We start from the raw sequence: 1,365 nt of genomic DNA, 5'->3' as shown, positions 1-1,365 counted from the left end.
GGGCGGACCTGTCAAAGAGCGGGCGTCAGGATGGCAGGGGGCGGGCGTGTAGGAAAGCGTTACGCCGTCCACGCCGCCAGATCGTCCTGCTGCCCGATCAGCGCGAGGCCGTGGGCGACCGAGGTCAGTTCGTTGCCCGACGCCAGCCGGTCCTGCCCGAAGCGGTCGGCAAAGGCGCGGCGGATGGCGGGGGTGAGCGAGGTGCCGCCGGTCAGGAACACGCGGTCGATGCCGTCGGCGTCGAGCCCCGCCACCTCCAGCGCGCGGTCGACGGTCGCCATGATGCGCGCGAGATCGTCGGCGATCCATGCTTCGAACTGGTCGCGGGTGACCTGTGCCTCAATGGCGATGCCGCCCCCTTCGAACGCGAAGGTCGCCTCGTCGCCCTGCGACAGCGCGCGCTTCACCTGTCCGACCGCGTCGTAGAGCGGATAGCCCTGTTCGCCCTCGATCACCGCGATCATCCGGTCGATCGCGTCCGGATCGGTCGCGGCGCGGCGCAATTTGTCGAGTTCGGCCAGGGTCTTGCGGTTGCGCATCAGCGCGAGGCGCGACCAGTCGGTGAAGTCGGTGAAATGGCCGGCGGGGATTTCCAGCACCTTGTCGAACGAACGATAGGTGCCGCCCTTGCCGAGCAGCGGCAGGACGAGCCTGTCGAGGATGCGGCGGTCGAACTGGTCGCCGGCGATGCCGATACCGGCATGGCCCAACGGGCGGGCGCGGCGGTCGCTGCCCGGCGCTTCCAGTCGGACGACCGAGAAATCGCTGGTGCCGCCGCCGAAATCGGCGACGAGGATCGTGGCCGCGTCCGTCAGCGTCGCGGCATGGCTGAACGCGGCGCCGAGCGGTTCGTAGACATAGACGATCTGCGCGCCCAGCGCGGCGAACATCGCGTCATAGCGTGCCCTCGCGAGCGCTTCGTCGGGGCGGTGGCCGGCATAGGTGATCGGGCGGCCGACGACGATGCGTGTGGCGCCGTTCAGTATGCCATGCGCGCGGGCGGCGAGGCGGTCGAGGAAGGCGCGGCCGAGATCCTCGAAGCGGTAGCGTTTGGTGAAGATCGGCGCGGTGTCGAAGCTGGGGCTGGCGGCGACCGACTTGAACGATTGCAGGAAGCGGCACCCCTCCGGAAACTGGAGATATTCGTCGATCGCCCAGGGGCCGGCCTCTACCGCGATGCCACCGGGGACGTCGTCCTGCCAGAAGCACAGCGCCGAGCGGAAGACGGCGTCGGCGCCGTCCGGCCCGTCGAGCGGCACGAGGGTCGCGCCGTCGCCATCGGCGCGGGCGAGGACGGAATTGGTGGTGCCGAAATCTAGGCCGAGGGACATGGGGGGCTCCGGGCGGGGGCGGGACGCCCTACAC

General features: G+C 70.0%; 1 protein-coding gene. It reads right to left on the bottom strand.

Going from position 1 to position 1,365, the window contains the following annotated elements:
• Window positions 1-59: 59 nt before the first annotated feature.
• Window positions 60-1,331 carry an Hsp70 family protein gene (locus CA237_RS19425; RefSeq protein WP_126015328.1) on the bottom strand — a complete coding sequence of 424 codons (1,272 nt, stop codon included), beginning with the start codon at window positions 1,329-1,331 and terminating at the stop codon, window positions 60-62.
• Between the last annotated feature and the right edge of the window lie 34 nt (window positions 1,332-1,365).

Origin of the sequence: Sphingomonas sp. ABOLH (assembly GCF_003951715.1) — a bacterium.
In the GTDB taxonomy this organism is placed as follows: domain Bacteria; phylum Pseudomonadota; class Alphaproteobacteria; order Sphingomonadales; family Sphingomonadaceae; genus Sphingomonas; species Sphingomonas hankookensis_A.
This window is presented reverse-complemented; position numbering and strand designations above follow the sequence as displayed.